This is a genomic window from Catalinimonas alkaloidigena (genome assembly GCF_029504655.1).
Lineage (GTDB): Bacteria > Bacteroidota > Bacteroidia > Cytophagales > Cyclobacteriaceae > Catalinimonas > Catalinimonas alkaloidigena.
Window position 1 is genome coordinate 3,179,292 of the sequence record NZ_JAQFIL010000001.1, and the last position, 19,630, is coordinate 3,198,921.

Genomic DNA, 19,630 nt, shown 5'->3' on the forward strand with positions numbered 1-19,630 from the left:
TACTATCAGATGCAAAAGAAGAAAATATATTTAATAAGACACGGACAAACCGAATATAACAGAAAAGGAGTAGTTCAGGGCAGTGGTATTGATGCCCCTCTGAATAATTTTGGGAGACTTCAGGCAAAGCATTTTTATGAGAACTATAAAGAGATTCCATTTCAACATGTGTATACGTCTGTTTTGCAAAGAAGTATACAGTCTGTAGAACACTTTTTGGATATGGATTTACCCCACACCAAACTTCCCGGCTTGAATGAGATTAATTGGGGTGAAAAAGAAGGAAAAGTAGCCAATGCGGAGGACAGTGAGTATTACGCATCAATTATTAAATCATGGACAAATGGTGAATTGGACCGTGCTATTGAAGGTGGCGAAAGCCCAAACATGGTTTTGGAGCGACAAAAACCTGCACTTGAAAAAATTATCGCGAATCAGCACGAAGAAATCGTGTTAGTTTGCATGCACGGAAGAGCCATGCGTATCTTCCTTTGCTTAATGCTTGGTTATGACCTCAGCAGGATGGATGAATTTGGGCATGCCAACCTGGGCCTTTATTTGATTGAATATGATTACGAAAGCACAACTTTTGAAATTATTTTAGCCAATGAACAATCTCATTTGCCTGAAATACCCGCTTTTGCTAAAGAAGATAAAAAACCTTAATTCACATATTTAGTTATTAACTTTATACTTGTTAAACCATTTTTTACAGCAAGAACTATTTTTATGGAATTTGACCCTAAAGAAATCACACTCATTTACAACTTTGACAAGCAAGGTGATCGGGAAGCTATTGCTTATGCCAAACAAATGGCATCTAATGTAAATGAAGTGGATATATCCAAAAATCCCCTTACCGAAAGACAACTAGCGCAACTTATTGATAAGTTGGGGGTAAGTGTTGAAAAACTAATTGATGTCAAATCAGATGTGTACAAAGAATCGTATGAGGGGAAAGATATGGATGAAGCTGACTGGCTGGGTGTATTAAAACACAATCCTAATCTGATGAAAACTCCCATTGGCATCCTGGGTGAAAAGTCAATCATCTGTGATTTACCCAGTCATATCCTTAGCCTTGATGAAGGTCAAGGGTACGATCAGGACATGAAGACTTAATTTATCAACCTGTAAATTTTTTAAAAAGCGCTATTCCGGCGCTTTTTTTATGTTCATTTACGAACAAGCCTGTTCATTAATGAACATAAATTGTTAGCAAAACCTTTCCATTTAAGTAAATTTCAGGCTTTATCAGCATGGCATATGTATTGACAAGTATGTGTTAATAACTTTAGTCTGCCCTAATCAACCTTAAACACATTTGCTATGTGGAAAAATTACCTGAACATTGCCCTCCGTAATTTGTGGAAGTATAAGCAGGTTACCTTCATTAATCTATTTGGTCTCACCATCGGCATTACTGCTTTTCTGCTGATCTTTTTATTTGTGCAATATGAGCTAAGCTTTGATGCTTATCATGACAAATCAGACCGTATTTATCGGGTTTCCAGAGAATGGCTTAATCAGGATATGGAAAGCAGCCTTCATTTAGGACATGTAGCGCCTCCTTTTGGTCCCTTGCTGGAAAATGACTTTCCGGGTATCGTGGAAGAAGCCGTAAGATTTTTAGAAGACAATCCAATAATCACTTATGAGGAAGGTGATATTAATATAGTTGAAGAAAACTTCTTCTTCGCAGACGAAGAAGCTTTTAGTCTCTTTTCCTGGAAACTTCTTGAAGGTGAAGCCGAGGCGGTGCTAAGCGAACCTAATAGTATCGTAATCTCTGAAACTGCCGCTAAAAGATATTTTGGGAATACAGACCCTATAGGGAAAACACTGATCTACAATGGAGAAGCTGAGTTTCAGGTAAGTGGAATTATGGAAAATGTGCCTGCCAACTCTCACTTCCATCCCGAACTCATTGCCTCTTTTAAGGCAGTAGAGAATTTTTTTGGCAGAGAGCAACTGATGCAACAGTGGGGCAGTAATAATTACGCTACCTACCTCCTACTTCCGGAAGGATACAGTCCTGAAAACTTAGAAGCACAATTTCCAGACTTTATCACCAAGCATTTGGGCACACACAATGGTATTCCTGCGGGTGTATTTAATCTTCTTCACCTCTGGCCCCTAACCGATATACACCTTTATTCTCACCTGGATAGTGAAATTGAAGCCAATGGAGATATCAAATATGTGTACATCTACAGCATCATAGCGATTTTCATTCTGGTCATTGCCTGTATCAATTTTATCAACCTGGCCACCGCCCGTTCAATGCGCCGTGCCCGTGAAGTTGGAGTCAGAAAGGTAATGGGAGCGCTGCGTATTCACCTGATTCGTCAGTTTCTCACCGAATCCGTCATCCTTTCATTGGTCTCATTAGTAGTGGGTTTAGTACTGCTGTCCATCTTCATCCCTGATTTCAATAATTTTGTTCAGCGGGGCATCACTATAGATTTGAGTAATAATGGGGTTTTTATAGTCGTGATTATACTCACGATAACATTGGTCGGTATCATCGCAGGTAGCTATCCGGCCTTTATATTATCGTCCTTTCAGCCCAGTACCATTTTAAGAGCAAGCCAGCAGCCTAAAGGTAAGCACCCTTATTTGCGTTCGGCGCTGGTTATCATTCAGTTTACCATCTCCATAGCCCTCATTATAGGAGTGATTACAGTAGAAAAGCAATTGGCCTATGTTAAAAGTAAGCCACTGAATTTTAATGATAATCATGTGGCGGTTCTTCCAATCAATGACGATATCTACAGACAATATGAAAATATTAAAGACCGCCTCTTACAACAATCAGGCATTACGGATGTGAGCATGAGCAGCCGGGTGCCTTCCGGTAGACTGCTTGATTCTCAAGGTATTTCTGCTGAGGTGGAAGGAGAAATGCAGGAGGTTAACTTCCGGGTAGCAGACATCCATATTGATCATGATTACCTCAACACCTTACAAGTGAATGTCCTGGCAGGACGTAATTTTGACAGAGACAGAGTCAGCGATTCTACCGAATCTTTTATCATTAATGAGTCTGCAGTAACAGCCATGGGTTGGAAATCAATAGATGAAGCTATTGGCAAAAATGTAGATTATGGCGAAGGCAATCGCCGTGGTAAAGTTATAGGAGTGGTAGAAGACTTTCATTTTGAATCACTCCATCAGCCTATTGCTCCTATCATATTCCTGATTACAGAAGGAAGGGCTAACAATATTATTGTCAGAATAGCTGAAGATCAGTGGGACAAGAGCATCGCATATCTGCAGGAACAGTGGTCGTACCTTATGCCTGCTTATCCATTTGACTTTTATACCATCCGGAGCCGCTTTGAAGAACAATATACCGCTGAAGACAGGCTAAGCAAGGTGGTGAGTTATTTTTCATTGCTGGCGCTTTTTATTGCTGCACTAGGCCTTGTTGGCCTGGCCTCCTATACCGCTGAGCAGAGGTTTAAAGAAATTGGAATCAGAAAAGTGATGGGTGCGTCTGCGATTCAGATTCTATTACTCCTGGGTAGAAAGTTTACCTTCTTGGTCATCGTATCTTTTGCTGTGGCCAGCCCTATTGCGTACTGGATCATGAACCGCTGGCTGGAGTCCTTTGCCTATCATGATGTGCTGCCCTGGTGGAGTTTTCTGACGGCAGGTGTTTTCGCATTGATCATCGCCTGGGTTACAGTGGGCTCTCAGACCTACAAAGCTGCCAATAGTAATCCAGTAAAAATACTGAGAGAACATTAATCCAATTATTTGCAATTTTGAAGCTTGGTGTCAACATAAAAAAATCAAATGAACAGCTTATGCTGAAGGTACTAGATGATCAAAAATTATATAATTCTGGGTTTTCGCAACTTACTGAAACAGAAGTTTTATACCCTGCTCAATGTGTTAGGATTAAGTATCGGCGTAGCCAGTTTTATGCTCATAGTCCTTTATGTAGTAGATGAAGTCAGTTATGACAGATTTCATGCTAATTCGGAGCAAATATATAGGGTTGGTTTACAGGGTAGGATCTCTGGTCAGGAAATAGCAGTAGCGGTCACCTGCCCCCCCTTGGGACAAGCTGCCCAGCATGAGTTTCCTGAAGTAGACAAATATACCCGTCTATATAGATTGGAGAGTGAAGTTGTGCGCTACGAAGACATTGTCTTCACTGAAAAAAGTGTCTTTTTCGCTGATTCAAGCTTCTTTGACATATTTGATTATGAATTGCTGGCCGGTGATCCGGCCACTGTCCTAAGGGAACCCCATACCATTGTCATCAGTGCATCTACCGCCATAAAATACTTTGGTAATGAATCCGCGCTGGGAAAAACGCTTAATGTGGGCGACTTCTTTTCCAATTACGAAGTGACAGGCATAATAAGAGATACACCTCAAAATGCCCATTTTCACTTTGATATGCTCTACTCTATGTCTACCCTTTCCTTTAGCAGAGAAGAGTCCTGGCTTTCCAACTCATTTTATACTTATCTTTTATTAAATCCAGAAGCTGATGTAGATCAGTTAGAACACAAAATGAAAGCCCTGGTGGAAAAGTACGTAGGTCCGGAAGTACAACAGTTTATGGGCGTCTCTCTGGAAGAGTTTGAGCAAGAAGGAGGAAAGTATGGGTACTTCCTTCAGCCCCTGACTGATATCCACCTTCACTCCCATCTGGATGCAGAAATTGAGCCCAATGGCAATATTACTTACCTCTACATTTTATCGGCAGTAGCACTCTTTATGATCATGATAGCCTGTATCAATTTCATGAATCTGGCTACTGCAAGATCAGCCAACAGAGCGAAAGAAGTGGGTGTCAGAAAGACATTAGGTTCTGTCAAAAGCCATCTGATCACGCAATTTCTTACAGAATCTATTCTGGTGAGCGCTATTGCCACGCTTTTTGCGATTCTTTTGATAAGCCTAAGCATTGAGCCATTTAATCAAATTGCAGGAAAAGGTATCAGTTTCAATATCATGGATCAAGCCTGGCTATTCTGGGTATTTATCCTGATCATACTTGGGGTGGGCTTACTGGCAGGCAGTTATCCGGCTTTCTATCTTTCTGCTTTTCGCCCGGCAGAGGTGCTCAAGGGCAAGATAAGAGCAGGGTTTAAAAGCAGCCAGATCCGAAATGGTTTGGTTGTATTCCAGTTTTTCATCTCTATCGCGCTAATTGTTTGTACCATACTCGTTTATAAACAGTTAGAATATACCCGAAACATCCATCTTGGTTTTGATAAGGAAAATGTACTGGTGATCAAAAATGGCAGGCGCCTGGGGGATAAAATTCAGACGGTCCGTCAGCAATTCACCAATATCGCAATCGTAGAAAACGCATCTGTATCAACCCATGTACCTCCGGGTATCAATAACAACTCGGTGTTCCGGTTAAAAGGCTCAGAGGAAGATCATCTACTGAGCTGGTATTTTGGCGACTACGAGCACATTCCTACCTTAGCCATTGAGCTCACCGAAGGTCGCAATTTCTCCAGGGCCTATCCAAGTGATACCGCGGCCGTAATTCTCAATCAAGCTGCTGTTAAAGAGTTTAACCTGGAAAATCCGATTAACAGTGAGATTTCTTTCTTCGGAGACAGTGAAGGACGATTGCTCAAGGTAATCGGGGTCATGAAAGACTTCAATTATCAAAGCCTTAAACAGAATATCCGTCCTATGGCTATGTTGCTGACCCAAAATGGAGCGTATCTTTCGCTAAGACTACAGAAAGGTAAGCTCTCCGAAAATCTGTTGAGTATAGAGCAAATGTGGAAGGAACAGGCTCCCGGAGAACCTTTTGAATTCACATTCCTGGACGAAGATTTTGATGCGCTCTTCAGAGCAGAGCAGCGTTTGAGTCAGGTCTTCACCATCTTCACTGCGATGGCAATATTCATCGCCTGTCTGGGATTGATGGGGCTGGCAGCATTTACGGCTGAACAACGCACCAAAGAAATCGGCATTCGCAAAGTTATGGGCGCCTCCGTAGCAAATGTATGTGTATTACTTTCTAAAGATTTTACTAAATTAATTGGAATTGCTTTCCTGATCGCTGTACCAGTAGCCTATTGAGTGATGGAAAAATGGCTGGAAGGCTTTGCATTTCGGATACCGATAGATGTAGCTACTTTTGTGTTAGCTGGCCTGTTGGCGATCACGATAGCGCTGATTGCCGTAAGCTTTCAATCCCTCAAAGCTGCCCGAACTGATCCAGCCAGATCATTAAGAAGCGAATAAGCCTAAGGCCTCTCCTATATCGGAGAGGTTTTTTTTTACGCTTTTAGTAAAGCCGCTTCCTGTAATTTTTCAACCAGTTTTTCACTGTATGAAACCATTCTGACGATTTCTCTGGGGCTGGTAAGGCGAAGATGGCGAAAAATTAATAGTTCTTTTCCATTACTTTCCAGATGGTATATTTCACTTCTTTCAAAGAATTTTACCAGGCTGGGACTAAACAGGTTTCTAATCGCAGCTTCATCAGGCCCTTGTACCAAATATTTTTTAGAGAAATTCTTATAAGCATCAAAATCTATATCCTTATGCTCGGCAATCAAAGACATACGGTCCAGTAGAGACTCTTCTTCCATAGAAAACCTGGGTATTTCAAAAGGAAGCGTTAGCACTTCAATCGTAAGTCTATAGTCTTCAAAGGCTACAAATGCATTTTTAAGTGCTATATCACAAATTTTCCAGTTTACCCCTAACATTTCATTGTCACCATGCAACTGATTTTTTTGGTATTCAACCGGTCTGGATATAAAGAACTGAAAGCGTTGCAGATCAGTGACATTCCATTCTATTTCAGGATCATAGGACCACGATTTATTTTTGGCAAGCTGATTGAGTTCATTTTGCCTGCGTGTCAAACGTATTTTTTTAGGTTTTGGAGCCTTCAACACATGTAAGGCATAGGGATGATGAGAGGAAGTCATATGTACATCTAGCCCGGTAAAATGAAACTCGCCTCCATTCCTATTATACTTTTCCGCATGTTCGTGCAAATATTCAAGTACGGTAAAATCTACAAGACGGGCATGCGAGAAGTCCATAATAATTTTTGTATCAGGACTCACTTTCTTAATCTTATTTTGGAGCTGTAAAATATTCGTAAAGTTTGCGATGCCTTTTACTTTGAACAGATAGGTTCTTTTTTTCTCTTGTACAATTTTCACCATTGGGCTTTTGGTGTATCTGGCAAACAAGCTCAATGGCATTCCACTCCTGAAATAATGGAGTACTATGGTAAATATAACACCCACAAACAAGCCAGTTATTAGACTAATACTTAAGATAGCCACTACAGTCACACAGACGATTGCAAGCTGCTCCCACCCCTGCTGATATGCTTTTCTGAATACTTTAGGAGAGGCTAGCATATAACCGGTATATACCAATATGGATGCGAGTGCTGCTAAAGGTATCATTTGTATAAAACCTGCAAATGCTACGATGAAGATCAGCACAATGACACCATGAAAAAAATTTGACCAACTGGTTTTCGCTCCATTATTGATGTTTACAGAACTACGAGCGATTACCGTTGTGACGGGTAAGCCCCCCATCATACTTGAAATTACTGTAGCCACCCCTATACCCACAAGATCTTTGTCTAAATCAGTTTTTCTCTTGTAAGGATCTAGCTTATCAACAGCTTTAGAAATGGCAAGTGATTCAATGGACAGTACTACCGTTACTAAAAATACCGTAAGCCAGAAAACAGGTTCATCTATTCTTGAGAAATCCGGTAATAATAAGTTCTCAGTTAATTGTTCCGGCAATTGTACGAGAAAACGGTCATCAAGCATCCACTGATTAATATTGATATTTTCAGTGACGTATTTGAAGAAATAATAAAGAGGTATGGCCACAAAAAGCACCCAAACTGGTGCGGGGAGGTATTTTACATAACGATTTCTGATGTCAGAATAAAAAACCAGGATCAAAATACATGCTACAGAGATAAAAAGGATGAACGGATTGAGATGAATGATATTCTCAGGAATACTCATAAATATCTCTATGGTAGAATTGGTATCTGATTCTACCCCTAGGACAGTGTGAATCTGGGTGCCTAATATGATAATACCAATAGCGGCCAACATACCATGAATCGCACCCGATGGCGCTAAATTAGCGAGTTTTCCCAACTTAAAAAACCCCATGATAATCTGTATGCCTCCTGCAATTACAAAGGCACCCATAGCGTAAGGATACCCACTTTCTCCCGGAAGGCTTAAGTTTTCAGCGGCAACCAGTGCCACTACAATTAAGGCATTTGCTGGCCCATTGATACCTACGTGGCTACCTCTGATAAATGTTGTTACGATTCCCCCTACTACTACTGAGATCAGACCTGACATAGGTGGAGCACCGGCAGCGACGGCTATACCTAGTCCAAGGGGCAGGGCAACAAGCGCTACACTGACAGCTGCTACTAGATCATTTTTCCAGAAATGTACGAGTCCTTTCCACCCTTTGGGTGGTGCTTCATCAAGGTTAATAGTTGTCATTCGTATTGTTTAAGTGAGGCGCTTAAAATATAGAAAAATTGATGTAAGTCAAAACCAGTACAGTTTACTTAAGCGCCCTTAAACCCTACATTTTCACTTGACTTATAAAAACTATACATAAAAAAAATTGAGATTAAAAGTAGCATTATCGCTCCTGTAGTTGCTAAAATCAAGCTGTCTTCTGTTTGACTTTCATTCTTCCCGATGGCAAAATAAGCCCATGCAAACACCAATGAAATACTTGCGTTTCTACTCCATTTACTAATTAGTATAGCCAGTATAAAACCTAATGCGAGCGTAATCCAAAGCCACATCTGCTCATCTATGCTCCCGATGCTGACTACAGCATATTTTATTACTACTGTAGTATTGACAATGGTAGCCACAGCTATCCATCCCAGAAACAGCCCAAAAGGTATTTTTAACCAGATGCGCCAGCTTCCAGAGATAGTTTTATCTTTTACCAGGATACTGCTAATTCTAATGAGGGAGAACAAGATCAAAAACATAATAATCAGGCTGAGTAGCAATAACTCATACTGAAATGCAGGCAGCCATAAACTAGTGGTTATAAAACTGGCAATGAGCCACTTAGCCATATGATTAAATACCTTAAGTTCAACAGGAGCCCACATAGCCTGGTAAAAAACATATATCCCCAATGCCAGAAAAATTACCCCCCAGATGGAAAAAGCATAAGCAGCAGGAGTGATGAGCGTGCTGTACTTCGCTGATACTTCTCCATTAGTCTGACCGTTAAATGGATTTACCTGAGCGATATAATTTGTGATGATGGTAAGTAAGAAAAAAAGGATCACTAACCATCTGATTTTGCTAACTTTGCTTAATTGATTCATATATGGGATACCTTCAATGGAATTCTTCTTTTCTTATTTTTGAAGCTGACATTATTTTATTCATTTTAAATAACAACAACCAACTGTAACATGCTAAAAAAACTTAACCTAATTGTCATACTGGCCTTTCCACTACTAGTTTATGCCCAGCCTCAGCAGGAAATGGTTCAGCTAATTATTTCACCTGATCATGATGACTGGGTGTATAAAATTGGTGAAAATGCAGACTTTCACATACAGGTGCTTCGGAATGGTAATCCCATAGAAGATGTGGAGCTCACCTACGAAATTATGCCTGAACTCATGCCGGTCAGAGTAAAAGAAACCATCACTTTAAAGAAAGGCCAGACCAAACTTAAAGGAGGCACATTGGAAGAAGCAGGTTTTTTGCGTTGCCAAGCTAGTGTAGAGATTGACGGAAAAACATATGAGGGTAAAGCAAGCGCAGCATTTGAACCGTTGAACATTCAACCTACCGTAAAAGAACCCGATGATTTTTGGGAGTTCTGGCAATCTGCTTTGGAAGAATCTTCTCAAATTCCTTTAGAACCAGTTATTAGCCTGATGCCTGAGCGCTGTACTGATAAAGTAAATGTATACCATGTTAGCTTTAACAACTACAATCAGAGAGGCAAAATTTACGGCATACTTTGCGTTCCAAAAGAAGAGGGCAAATATCCCGCTATCCTGAATGTACCGGGGGCAGGTGTAAGACCTTATCAGGGAGATATCGCGATGGCGGAGCAAGGTGTAATTACGTTTCAGATTGGTATTCATGGTATCCCTGTGAACCTTGATCGTGAAGTATATGATAATCTCCGCTACGGAGCACTCAATGGCTATTGGACCGCAAACCTGGACGATAAAGATGATTACTACTACAAAAGAGTTTATCTGGGCTGCGTACGTGCAATTGACCTCATTGAAACTTTAGATAAATATAACGGCAAACTAGCATTGGAAGGTGGAAGCCAGGGGGGCGCCTTGTCTGTGATTACAACAGCGCTGGATGACCGGGTGCAGTTTTATGTATCCTACTATCCTGCGCTTAGTGATATGTCCGGTTACCTGCATGGAAGAGCCGGAGGCTGGCCACATATGTTTGCTGAATTCAAAGAAAACCCATCTGAAGCGGATCCTAAAGAAGTAGAAACCGCCAGCTACTATGATGTAGTGAACTTTGCCCGGCATATTAAAGTACCCGGCTACTTCTCATTTGGCTACAATGATCACGTTTGTCCTCCTACCACTACATATTCAGTATACAATGTGGTAGATGCCCCAAAAAAATTACTGGTGGCACAGGAAACTGCGCACTGGAGGTTTCCAGAACAGACAAAAAAAACAGACCAATGGTTGCTGGAACAATTAGATGTGAAAAAGACCGCACTTAAATAATATAGTTTTAGATTTACCTGAGAAGTTTTCGTCACATTTATTTATGTCACGATAGCTTCTCTTATTTTTTGTATTCTTAAGTTTCCATTCCTTCCCTTTTTTTTTAAATTATAAGTACTCCCGCTAAAGAGGGTTTAGCAACGTTATCTTTCCTATTTGTTTATCACTAATCCCTTCTTCACTATGAAAGTGTACGACAACCAACACATCAAAAATGTAGTCCTGTTGGGTAGTCCGAAGTCCGGCAAGACCACCCTGGCTGAAACCATGTTGTTTGAGGCCGGACTCCTCAACCGCAGAGGCTCGGTAGAAAACCATAACACCGTGTCTGATTTTCATGAGATTGAACATCAAAGAGAAAATTCCATCTATGCCACACCCCTGCATACAGAATGGCGAGGCTATAAAATCAATATCATTGACACTCCCGGTCTGGATGATTTCATTGGAGAAATTGTCTCTTCAGTGAGGGTTGCTGACACCTGTGTTTTGACGATCAACGCACAACACGGCGTAGAGGTAGGCACTGAGATCATCTGGAATTACATAGAACAGTTTCAAAAACCTACCATTATCGCCATCAATCACCTGGACCACAATAAAGCTGACTTTGACGGAGCCCTGGATTCTTTGAAAAACAGCTATGGTGACGCAGTGGCGCTCATGCAGTACCCCTACAACCCGGGAGACGGCTTCAACGCCATCGTTGACCTGTTAAAAATGACAATGTACAAGTTTCCTCCTGATGGCGGTAAGCCGGAAAAGCTTCCAATTCCTGCCTCAGAAAAAGAGAAAGCGACTCAGCTACACAATGAATTGGTAGAAAAAGCAGCGATCAACGATGAAAAGTTAATGGAGCTTTACTTTGAAAAAGGAAATCTGGATGAGGATGAGTTAAGACAAGGTTTGAGAGTAGGCATGTTAAAACATGATATCTTTCCAGTGTTCTGCATATCAGCGAAACAGAATATGGGCAGTGGCCGCATGATGGGTTTCATAGATAATGTCGCGCCCGGAGCAGCGGATATTTTAAGTGAAAAAACCGAAGATGGTCAGGATTATGAGTGCAAAGCAGACGGAAAGCTTAGCCTGTTTATTTTTAAAACTATGATTGAACCTTATCTGGGCAAAGTCTCCTTTTTTAAGGTTTGCTCGGGAGAGATCAGTACAGGGATGGATATTGTAAATGCTCAAACCGGTGCTACCGAAAGGATCAACCAGTTATACATTATGGATGGTAACGAGCGTCATCCGGTACAAAAGCTTGTTGCAGGTGACATAGGAGCCACGGTAAAGCTTAAAGACAGCAGTACCAATCATACACTTAATGAAATAGGCCACGATGTTAAACTGGCTCCTATGGTTTTCCCCGAGCCCAGAATCAGAGTAGCGATTGTGGCAGAGAGTAAAAATGATGAAGAGAAACTGAGCGAAGTAATCAAAGACCTGCATGAAGAAGATCCTACCCTGAGTATTGAATTTTCAAACGAGCTCAAACAGCTTATATTATCAGCGCAGGGTGAGTTACATTTATCGATTACGCAATGGAGGCTGGAGCATGTGTACAATTTAAAAGTCCATTACGAAGACCCAAAAGTATCTTACAGAGAAACCATTCAAAAGCAAGCTACATCCGCTTACCGCCACAAAAAACAGTCAGGAGGAGCCGGTCAGTTTGCTGAAGTAACCATGACGATCCTGCCATACACTGAAGGTATGGATGACCCTCAGGGATTTAACATAAGAGACAAACAAGTAATTGACCTCAGCTGGGGAGGCAAGTTAGTTTTTTATAGTTGCATCGTAGGAGGCGTCATTGATGCTCGTTTTATGCCTTCTATACTAAAAGGGGTTATGGAGAAGATGGAAGATGGCCCTATCACTGGCTCTTATGCCCGTGATATTTGTGTGTTAGTGCATGATGGTAAAATGCATGCCGTTGACTCTAATGACATTTCTTTCAAGATAGCAGGCTTGCAGGCATTTAAAAAAGCTTTCTTAGAGGCAGAGCCAAAAATTATGGAACCTGTCAATGAACTGGAAGTAATGGTGCCAGAAGAACTTTTGGGAGAAGTGATGACTGACTTGCAAACTAGACGAGCGATTATTCAGGGTATTGACAGCAGAAATCAATATCAAATCATCAAAGCTAAAGTTCCGCTTAAGGAGATCACCCACTATTGTAGTGCTTTGAAATCCATTACGCAGGGTAGGGCTAGCTTTAGTACCAGTTTTTTTGAATTTGCGCCTGTTCCTTACGAATTACAAAAACAATTGATTGCTAATCAAATGCTTGTAGAAGCTTAAATAAAATTAAGGCTACCAAAATTGGTAGCCTTTTTATTTTTACTTGCAATATTTTTGCTGTTATTCAGCGCTTACATTAGATCCTATATTTCCTTGTGAAACAATGGTGGCCAGGTCTAATGGACTCAAGTGAACATTTATATATCCATCAAATTCTAACAGCTGAGCATAAGTAATGTCTTTATTGTTATTCTGAGCTACAATGCTGGTTCTGCTGATTCCGGTATCCCCATCAACATTGGTCAGGTCAATGGCTATTCCTCCTCCCTCTTCAACAGCGTTAAAATGTATGTGTGCCGGATGATTACCTAGTGCAGGAGTACCATCCACCATAATTTCTACTAAAGTGTATCCATTATTTCTTTCAAAGAAGGTTGCGGTTCCACTCACGCCTGATCCGTTTACTTCACTAAGTGTGTAAACAGTGGAGTTTCCGTTAAACGCGTTTTGACCCATATCTCCCTGAGCTACGATAGTTCCCAATGCACTAGAACTCAGATGAACATTGATGTATCCATCATAATCCAAAAGTTCTGTATAAGCCACGGGAGTACCATCATCAAACTGACGGATGGTTGTCATACTCTTACCTGTAGTTCCGTCAACCGGCGTAAGGGAAACCTCTATTGAACCACCCTCTGCGGCAGTATTCGCATGGATATGAGATGGATGACTTCCACCTTCAGGAGTACCATCAAGCTCAACTACCATAAGTGAATTTCCACTCTGTCGCTGGTAAAGTGTGGCGGTACCGCTTATCCCTTCTACTGCTCTTTCGTCAAGATTGTAGGTTACTGACTCACCTGTTAGTTCATTAGCACCAATATCACCCTGAGCTACTATTACCCCAAGTTGTTCGGAACTCAGGTGAACATTAACGTATCCATCATAATCCTCCAGGGCATCAATTGAGATTTCAGCTCCATCATCAAAAGATATGATGTTCGTTCTACTCATACCCGTATTCCCATTTACCGGATTAAAGGTCAGCACAATTCCTCCTCCTTCTACGAAAGTATTTTGGTGGATGTGCGCCGGATGTGAGCCATCCTCAGGGGTACCCTCCAGCATAATTGTGGCTAATATTTCTTCATTCACTCTTTCTTCAAAAGTTATGGTACCTGAAATTCCTGCAACCGCTCTTTCTTCCAGATCATAGGTAATGGACTCACCACTTAATTCATTTTGACCAATATCTCCCTGAGAAACAACGATACCCAGTTGATCAGCACTTAGGTGAACATTGACATATCCATCATACTCAAGCAGTTGCTCATAAGTAACAGCGTCGCCATTGTCAAATGCTCTGATATTTGTAACACTCATTCCGGTGGAACCATCAACTGCATTAAATGAAATAGCGATTGGACCACCTTCAGCAGCAGTATTCTGGTGGATGTGTGCGGGATGAGAACCACCATCAGGGGTATTGTCTACAGAAATTGTGGCTTTGGTTGAACCATTTTTTCGTTCTTCAAAAAGTATCGTGCCACTAATGCTATCTTCAGTCATCAGATTGAGGTCGTATCCCTGCGCATTGCCGGTAAGCTCATTACTTCCGATATCAGACTGCGCGATTACCGTAAGGTCGCTTTCACTCAAATGCACATTCACGTAGCCATCATAGTTTTCAATATCTTCCAGGCTAAGGTTAGTCAAAGTCGTAATGCTCTCACCTGTCCTTCCATCCACTGGTTCAAAGGTAACTTCGATGTCTCCGGTCTCTACCGCGGAGTTAGCGTGGATGTGTGCAGGATACATATTTCCTGATTCTGTCCCTGCAAGTTTAATTTGTGCTTCAACCGCACCCTCAACTTCATAAAATTTGATAAAACCGTTGATTCCTGAATTGTTACGTTCTGCTAACTGGTAAGTGATAGCACCCTCAATAGGAGGATCTCCGATATCTACTTCATCATCCTCACATGACCATACGAAAAGCAGGCTTAGCAGTGCCAGTGAGATCCTGAAGTAGGAATTTGATTTAGAAAAGTAATCTTTAAACATGAATAGATTTTTTTTGGGTTAAAAAAGTAAAAAATGAAATTAATTATAAATGTATTGGTATACAATACTGTGACATCTATTTAGATATTTGCAATGATAAATTTATAAAACTAACCTTTTATAAATTTACGAATTTTAATGTTCACAATTTTACTGTGTATTAATTTAGCATTATTCATCTAGCAGTGAACTAACAATATATTCCCATTCTTCATCCAATGTGCCTTTGAATTCGTCTTTATCTGCCCTGGAATACCAGTATCTCGCATTAAAAAGATCACCTTCTTTTCTATGCAAATATGCGTGTATCCACGAGCCATCCTGCGTGTGAATATCCTGAGCTATATCGTGAGCAGCTTCCCAATTATCTTTGGCGTCATGCCACATCGCCTGTAGCCCTGGATCTAGTTCATTGGGTGGAGCTTCACCCTGGGTAGAGGCTTTAAATTGTTCAAGTGTCATTTGGTTTAATTTAGTTAACTTAGTTTCAAACTTGTACGAAAAAGCAATCTTAGTTATTTCCATTAAATACACCTGAAGTTTCAAATTGTTTTGTTTATCTATATCAATATAAAGTTTGACACTTTAACTTTATTAACCCGCGATGAAATACCATATCCTAAATGGAGATGCTCTCAAAATGCAGTTTGAAAAAACCGCATTGGAAGGAGAAGCTTATATTATTCGTGAATGCCTGATTGAGGGAGATGTTTCGAGCAATTCATTGCATAAGTTGTGGAAACTCAGGGCTGAATATTTGAAAAAGACTTACAATGTTTCCTTGCAGGAATATGCTGAAAAAACGAAAAGCGAGTTTGAGGCTATTTCTAAAATCACTGAAAACGCTTCGGTATATCTTTGGTTTGAAAGAGATCTTTTTTGTCAGCTTAACCTTTGGTTTACTGTATACTTCATTTCAGAAAAATTAGGTTATGAAAACCATTACCTCTTCCTTGTTCTTCCCAATCATTATGAATGGACGGGTTTTGGAAAGATGAGGACTGATGAATTAATGCATACATTTGAACAAAAAATTCAACTTCGTAAAGATGACATCAGACTATTTAAAGACTTATGGATCGCTTATGCTCAGAATGATCATGCTGAGTTAAAGCAGCTTTCTCTGTTGATGAAAGATCGCTATCCCTATCTCCCGGAGGTTGTTCAGGCTCACCTGGACCGTTTTCCTGAAGAGGCAAAGCGTAGCCGTCCGGAAACTGCTACGCTGCAGATAATTCAGGAGTTACAGACAAATGACTTTGGTCGAGTATTCAGAGCCTTTTCAGAGCGAGAGGGTATCTATGGTTTTGGAGATTTACAATTCAGGCAAATCTATGAACGTGTCATGAAGGAGAACCCGGACCTTTAACCATAAGCCTCAGACAAAAAAAGCATAGCCATTTATATCAACAACCGAACTGGTTATGAGGTAATTTGAGCAATTTGATTTGCTCACAAAAATCAGATTCATTGTCTAGTTTTCCTTCATCTAAATCATCTAATAAGTTTTCCAGTTTTTTGGTATACTCATCGAAGGTTGCTCCCTCATGTTCCTGCTGATAGGTATCAAAATGTGCTTTTGCACTATGTGGCGTAGCAAGAAACCTTCTCAGCTTATCTCTATATTCATTTTTTAGCTCAGTATCCATCTTTTTGCAATTAAGATTAAAAAATATATTTCTATGCTGTTAACAGCATGAAGCCGCACTTGTTTGGCATATTTATATTGGTGCAAACACACCATTTTTTCATAAACAATTTTTAGCCTGTAGGCTTATTAGTATAAGCTCAATTTTTAATCATTAAATCAATCTTTTTAATCTTTCCCTATGTCAAAAGAAGAGCTTGCAGAAATCTACGCGTTTGAAAATAAAGAGTGGCTTGCTTCACTAGAATACCTACTTGAAAATGAAAGCCCTGAGCGTGTTAGAGAAATACTCGATAAACTAAAAGATAAGGCACAATCCGAAGGTATAGCTTTACAGGATAGTGTTAACACGAATTACGTTAATACCATACCTGCTGAACAGGAAGAAGAATATCCCGGTGATTTGGAGACTGAGCGCACACTTACTAACCTGATCCGTTGGAATGCGCTGGCAATGGTAGTTAAAGCAAACCGTAATTCCAGTGGAATTGGAGGACATATTTCAACCTACGCTTCTGCCTCTACTTTATTTGAGGTAGGTTTCCAGCACTTCTTCAGAGGGCCGGAGGATAAGAGCGGTGGTGATTTTGTGTACTTCCAGGGCCATGCATCTCCCGGAGTTTACGCCCGCTCATTCCTAGAAGGCAGGTTCAGCGAAAAAAACCTGGAATACTTCAGAAGAGAGCTTGCCAGCAAAGATGGACTTTCCTCCTACCCCCACCCCCGTCTGATGCCCGAGTACTGGAGTTTCCCCACCGTGTCAATGGGTCTTACTGCGGTTCAGGCCATCTACCACGCACGTTTTATTAAATACCTGGAAGACAGAAAGATTAAAGAAAAAAAAGATCAAAAGGTTTGGGCATTTCTGGGTGATGGAGAAATGGACGAGCCAGAATCAATTGGTGCTCTACCCAATGCAAGCCGAGAAAAGCTTGACAACCTGATTTTTGTAGTCAGTTGCAACCTTCAGCGTCTTGACGGACCAGTAAGAGGTAATCATAAGGTCATTCAGGAGCTGGAAGGTATCTTTAAAGGAGCAGGATGGAACGTAATCAAAGTGGTGTGGGGTAACAAATGGGATCCGCTGTTGCAGAAAGACCAGCATGGAGCCCTGGTTAAAAGAATGGGTGAAGTAGTGGATGGCCAGTTTCAACTTTATACAGTGAAAGGTGGAAAGTTTGTCAGGGAAGATTTTTTCGGAAAATCAGATGCACTCAAAAAGTTGGTGGAGGACATGTCCGATGAAGAAATTAATGATCTTAATCGCGGTGGACATGATCCGGTAAAAGTATATAATGCTTATAAAAGAGCCGTTGAACATCAGGATGGCCCGACCGTAATACTGGCACAGACCATAAAAGGCTACGGATTGGGAGAGGCTGGAGAAGCCAGTAATGTAACCCATAAAAGGAAAAAACTGGATGAAGATGAGTTGAAAGCCTATCGCGATCGTTTTAACTTACCTATTTCCGATAAAGAAATTGCTGATGCCCCATTTTACCGTCCCAAAAAAGATAGCAAAGAAATTAAGTATTTGCTGGAAAGACGTAAAAAATTAGGCGGTTTAATTCCGCACAGAAATCCCAAAACAGTAGGTATCAAAGCTCCCGATGACAAAGCCTTTAAAGAATATCGTGAAGGCGCCGGAGATCGGCAGGTAGCCACGACTATGGTGATGGTACAGATGATGTCAAAGTTGATGAAGGACAAAAATATTGGTAAGCTTATCGTGCCGGTGGTACCCGATGAATCTCGGACATTCGGTATGGATGCCCTTTTCCGTCAGTTTGGAATTTATTCTCACCTCGGGCAACAATATGAACCGGTTGACAAAGACAGCCTGATGTATTACAAAGAATCCAAAACCGGAGCTATTCTGGAGGAAGGTATCACCGAAGCGGGCTCTATTTCAACCTTCATTGCGGCCGGAACGGCATACTCCAATCACCAGATCAACACCATTCCTTTTTACTTCTTCTATTCGATGTTCGGCTTTCAACGGACAGGAGATTTTATATGGGCAGCCGCCGATGCCCGAGCGCGCGGTTTCCTTATTGGCGGCACATCAGGAAGAACAACACTGCCTGGTGAAGGACTACAGCATCAGGATGGGCAAAGTCATTTATTGGCCTACCCTTATCCTAACCTGAAAGCTTATGATCCTACTTTCGCTTATGAGTTGGCAGTGATCGTGAAAGAAGGTATCAGACGTATGTACCAGGAGCAGGAAGATATTTTCTACTACATTACCATTATGAATGACAATTATCAGATGCCCTCCATGCCCCAAGGTGTAGAAGAAGGCATATTAAAAGGCATGTATCGTTATCGTACTTCTACTAAGAAAAGTAAGAAAAAAGTGCATTTGCTGGGCAGCGGTGCTATTCTTCAGGAGTCTATCAAAGCTGCTGATCTATTAGAAAAAGATTATGGAGTATCTGCCGATGTATGGAGTGTGACAAGTTATAAAGAGCTATACCACAATGCATTGGATATAGAAAGACATAACCGCCTTCATCCGGATGATGAGTTAGTCAATTATATTCAGGAATTGACCAGTGATGAAGATGGAGTATATGTTGCTGCCTCAGATTACATGAAAGCACTGCCGGCATCTGTAGCTGGCTGGTTTCCGGAACCATTTATCTCCTTAGGAACGGATGGTTTTGGTCGGAGTGATAATCGTCCTGAACTACGTGACTTTTTTGAGGTTGACCACCGACATATCACGCTTGCAGCACTGTATGGATTGCTTCAGGATGGTAAAATTAAAAAGAACACTTATCAAAAGGCGATGAAAACCCTCAAGATAGAAGCTGATAAAATTAAGCCTGACTCTTATTAATCATTTTATTGTAATCGTTAGCAAGCACAGTTTACCCTTGCATAAATCATTAAACCTAACT

Annotated in this window: 14 protein-coding genes; 9 read left to right on the top strand and 5 right to left on the bottom strand. The window is 40.9% G+C overall.

The window, feature by feature from the left end:
- The first annotated feature begins 9 nt into the window (after positions 1-9).
- The 5 genes from OKW21_RS13010 (at position 10) to OKW21_RS13030 (ending at position 6,234) form a co-directional block, all read left to right on the top strand.
- A complete protein-coding gene (locus OKW21_RS13010; RefSeq protein ID WP_277479973.1) occupies positions 10-666 on the top strand; it encodes a histidine phosphatase family protein in 657 nt (218 codons plus the stop codon).
- Between the two features lie 63 nt (positions 667-729).
- On the top strand, positions 730-1,122 hold the full coding sequence (locus OKW21_RS13015) for an arsenate reductase family protein (protein ID WP_277479974.1): 393 nt from the start codon (positions 730-732) through the stop codon (positions 1,120-1,122).
- 207 nt (positions 1,123-1,329) lie between these two features.
- On the top strand, positions 1,330-3,753 hold the full coding sequence (locus OKW21_RS13020; protein WP_277479975.1) for an ABC transporter permease: 2,424 nt from the start codon (positions 1,330-1,332) through the stop codon (positions 3,751-3,753).
- A gap of 75 nt (positions 3,754-3,828) precedes the next feature.
- Positions 3,829-6,069, top strand: a complete 2,241-nt coding sequence (locus OKW21_RS13025; RefSeq protein ID WP_277479976.1) for an ABC transporter permease — start codon at positions 3,829-3,831, stop codon at positions 6,067-6,069.
- A gap of 3 nt (positions 6,070-6,072) precedes the next feature.
- Positions 6,073-6,234, top strand: a complete 162-nt coding sequence (locus OKW21_RS13030) for an ABC transporter permease (RefSeq protein ID WP_277479977.1) — start codon at positions 6,073-6,075, stop codon at positions 6,232-6,234.
- Between the two features lie 35 nt (positions 6,235-6,269).
- Here the strand turns inward: OKW21_RS13030 and OKW21_RS13035 are convergent, their stop codons facing one another.
- Together OKW21_RS13035 and OKW21_RS13040 are read right to left on the bottom strand one after the other, a co-directional pair.
- On the bottom strand, positions 6,270-8,507 hold the full coding sequence (locus OKW21_RS13035) for a SulP family inorganic anion transporter (RefSeq protein ID WP_277479979.1): 2,238 nt from the start codon (positions 8,505-8,507) through the stop codon (positions 6,270-6,272).
- A 68-nt stretch (positions 8,508-8,575) separates the two neighbouring features.
- On the bottom strand, positions 8,576-9,364 hold the full coding sequence (locus tag OKW21_RS13040) for a hypothetical protein (protein WP_277479980.1): 789 nt from the start codon (positions 9,362-9,364) through the stop codon (positions 8,576-8,578).
- 90 nt (positions 9,365-9,454) lie between these two features.
- Here OKW21_RS13040 and OKW21_RS13045 point away from each other — a divergent pair, with 90 nt between their 5' ends.
- Both OKW21_RS13045 and OKW21_RS13050 read left to right on the top strand, forming a co-directional pair.
- Positions 9,455-10,762 carry an acetylxylan esterase gene (locus tag OKW21_RS13045; RefSeq protein WP_277479981.1) on the top strand — a complete coding sequence of 436 codons (1,308 nt, stop codon included), beginning with the start codon at positions 9,455-9,457 and terminating at the stop codon, positions 10,760-10,762.
- A 183-nt stretch (positions 10,763-10,945) separates the two neighbouring features.
- Positions 10,946-13,069 (top strand): elongation factor G, encoded by a 2,124-nt coding sequence (locus OKW21_RS13050; RefSeq protein WP_277479983.1) that lies wholly within the window; start codon positions 10,946-10,948, stop codon positions 13,067-13,069.
- A gap of 60 nt (positions 13,070-13,129) precedes the next feature.
- Here the strand turns inward: OKW21_RS13050 and OKW21_RS13055 are convergent, their stop codons facing one another.
- Both OKW21_RS13055 and OKW21_RS13060 read right to left on the bottom strand, forming a co-directional pair.
- The gene (locus OKW21_RS13055; protein WP_277479984.1) at positions 13,130-15,076 is read right to left on the bottom strand and encodes a CHRD domain-containing protein; all 1,947 of its coding nucleotides are present in this window, start codon (positions 15,074-15,076) and stop codon (positions 13,130-13,132) included.
- A 171-nt stretch (positions 15,077-15,247) separates the two neighbouring features.
- A complete protein-coding gene (locus tag OKW21_RS13060; RefSeq protein WP_277479985.1) occupies positions 15,248-15,538 on the bottom strand; it encodes a hypothetical protein in 291 nt (96 codons plus the stop codon).
- 142 nt (positions 15,539-15,680) lie between these two features.
- Here OKW21_RS13060 and OKW21_RS13065 point away from each other — a divergent pair, with 142 nt between their 5' ends.
- Positions 15,681-16,445 carry a DUF1835 domain-containing protein gene (locus tag OKW21_RS13065; RefSeq protein WP_277479986.1) on the top strand — a complete coding sequence of 255 codons (765 nt, stop codon included), beginning with the start codon at positions 15,681-15,683 and terminating at the stop codon, positions 16,443-16,445.
- 37 nt (positions 16,446-16,482) lie between these two features.
- On the opposite strand, the gene OKW21_RS13070 is transcribed toward OKW21_RS13065, so the two are convergent.
- Entirely contained in the window at positions 16,483-16,725 is a 243-nt protein-coding gene (locus OKW21_RS13070; protein WP_277479987.1) for a hypothetical protein, read from the bottom strand.
- A 180-nt stretch (positions 16,726-16,905) separates the two neighbouring features.
- On the opposite strand from OKW21_RS13070, the gene aceE reads away from it, so the two are divergent.
- Positions 16,906-19,569: a pyruvate dehydrogenase (acetyl-transferring), homodimeric type gene (gene aceE, locus OKW21_RS13075; protein ID WP_277479989.1), complete on the top strand. Its 2,664-nt coding sequence runs from the start codon at positions 16,906-16,908 to the stop codon at positions 19,567-19,569.
- Positions 19,570-19,630: the final 61 nt, after the last annotated feature.

Coding starts and splice junctions, on each gene's coding strand:
- OKW21_RS13070 (WP_277479987.1), bottom strand. CDS start 16,725: ATGGATACTGAGCTAAAAAATGAATATAGAGATAAGCTGAGAAGGTTT.
- OKW21_RS13030 (WP_277479977.1), top strand. CDS start 6,073: ATGGAAAAATGGCTGGAAGGCTTTGCATTTCGGATACCGATAGATGTA.
- OKW21_RS13040 (WP_277479980.1), bottom strand. CDS start 9,364: ATGAATCAATTAAGCAAAGTTAGCAAAATCAGATGGTTAGTGATCCTT.
- OKW21_RS13065 (WP_277479986.1), top strand. CDS start 15,681: ATGAAATACCATATCCTAAATGGAGATGCTCTCAAAATGCAGTTTGAA.
- OKW21_RS13010 (WP_277479973.1), top strand. CDS start 10: ATGCAAAAGAAGAAAATATATTTAATAAGACACGGACAAACCGAATAT.
- OKW21_RS13045 (WP_277479981.1), top strand. CDS start 9,455: ATGCTAAAAAAACTTAACCTAATTGTCATACTGGCCTTTCCACTACTA.
- OKW21_RS13060 (WP_277479985.1), bottom strand. CDS start 15,538: ATGACACTTGAACAATTTAAAGCCTCTACCCAGGGTGAAGCTCCACCC.
- OKW21_RS13015 (WP_277479974.1), top strand. CDS start 730: ATGGAATTTGACCCTAAAGAAATCACACTCATTTACAACTTTGACAAG.
- OKW21_RS13050 (WP_277479983.1), top strand. CDS start 10,946: ATGAAAGTGTACGACAACCAACACATCAAAAATGTAGTCCTGTTGGGT.
- OKW21_RS13025 (WP_277479976.1), top strand. CDS start 3,829: ATGATCAAAAATTATATAATTCTGGGTTTTCGCAACTTACTGAAACAG.
- aceE (WP_277479989.1), top strand. CDS start 16,906: ATGTCAAAAGAAGAGCTTGCAGAAATCTACGCGTTTGAAAATAAAGAG.
- OKW21_RS13035 (WP_277479979.1), bottom strand. CDS start 8,507: ATGACAACTATTAACCTTGATGAAGCACCACCCAAAGGGTGGAAAGGA.
- OKW21_RS13020 (WP_277479975.1), top strand. CDS start 1,330: ATGTGGAAAAATTACCTGAACATTGCCCTCCGTAATTTGTGGAAGTAT.
- OKW21_RS13055 (WP_277479984.1), bottom strand. CDS start 15,076: ATGTTTAAAGATTACTTTTCTAAATCAAATTCCTACTTCAGGATCTCA.